Genomic DNA, 1,203 nt, shown 5'->3' on the forward strand with positions numbered 1-1,203 from the left:
CAATCGAACCCATATTATTTTGGTGATGATTGCGGCCAGTAAGCAAGGCAGTTCGAGTTGCAGAGCTTACTCCTGTTGTATGGAATTGGTTATAGATAAGACCTTGTTTAGCTAACGCATCAAGTGTCGGCATATCAACAGCGCCCCCAAAAAGGGATGACTGACTAAAACCGACGTCATCTAACAAAATAACAAGCACGTTAGGTGCATCTTTTGGTGCCGCGATTCGGCGAGTTGGCTCGGGGCGCTGAACATCTCGCACGTCGAGTTGAGTGTAAGTTTGGGGCTCAATGTCAGGAATTGGGAGCTTTGTTCTGTCTACCGTTCCTGCCGCAACCAAACACGGAGCGAGCGCTCCGGTGATGGTCACCGTTGTTTTCAAAATATCCATTTATTGATTACCTTTTATTAGAGGGTGTTAGGATTAAAGGGCCGTCTAATGCTTGCATGACATAGCTTGCTGGATAGCCATGAGCTAAGAGCGTCGTCATTGCTTGCAAATACTTTTGTACTGAGCTGAAAAAATAGAAATAACCATCACAAAGGACGTTTTCATACTCACCAGTGTCGGAGAGATAGCGATGTTTTGGGCAGCCGCCGTTGCAGAGAGACAAGTACTGGCATTGTTTACATCGCATAGATAAGCGGGATTCTTTATTGAACTGAAGTTCGTGATTCAGCGACATCTCGTGCAACGATGTTTCGAATACATTGCCGAGTTTCGACTCCGGGTAGGCTACATGGTCACAGAAATAAACGTCGCCATTTGCTTCAACGGCATAAGACGAGCCGCATTTTTTGGCATGAATACAGTTTGGAGAGGGGTTGCCAAGGTATTGTGTTAATGCCTGTTCAAAGTTCGAAATGAAGACTTTGCCCACATCTTGAGAAACCCAAAGATGAAATACGTCGGTGAGAAAACGTCCGTATTCTTTGGCATCAACAGACCAAGCGATAGGTTCGTATTTCTGAGGATCTGTATGGTGTTTGTCTGTCGAGAAAATCAGATTGCTACCAAAGTGCTGGCCACGAGCTTGCTCTGTTTCTAACGGAGAAGATTCGACAAGAGGTGAGAACTGAATATGTTTTACCTTGTTCTTTCGGAAAAATGAATAGATAGCCTCCGCATGTTTGCAATACTCTTTGGTCACACATGCCAAAACGTTGTATTCAACATTCATTTTTTGTAGAAGCTTTAATGCA

2 protein-coding genes are annotated in these 1,203 nt (G+C 44.3%); both read right to left on the reverse strand.

Going from position 1 to position 1,203, the window contains the following annotated elements; genetic code table 11:
- On the reverse strand, positions 1–391 hold a 391-nt coding region (locus tag R7P35_RS25095), incomplete at its 3' end, for a sulfatase-like hydrolase/transferase (protein ID WP_318093110.1).
- Positions 392–398: 7 nt separating this feature from the next.
- Positions 399–1,203: SPASM domain-containing protein (locus R7P35_RS25100; protein ID WP_318093112.1), on the reverse strand; the 805-nt coding region annotated here is incomplete at its 5' end.

This window comes from Vibrio sp. Vb0304 (genome assembly GCF_033338995.1).
Lineage (GTDB): Bacteria > Pseudomonadota > Gammaproteobacteria > Enterobacterales > Vibrionaceae > Vibrio > Vibrio alginolyticus.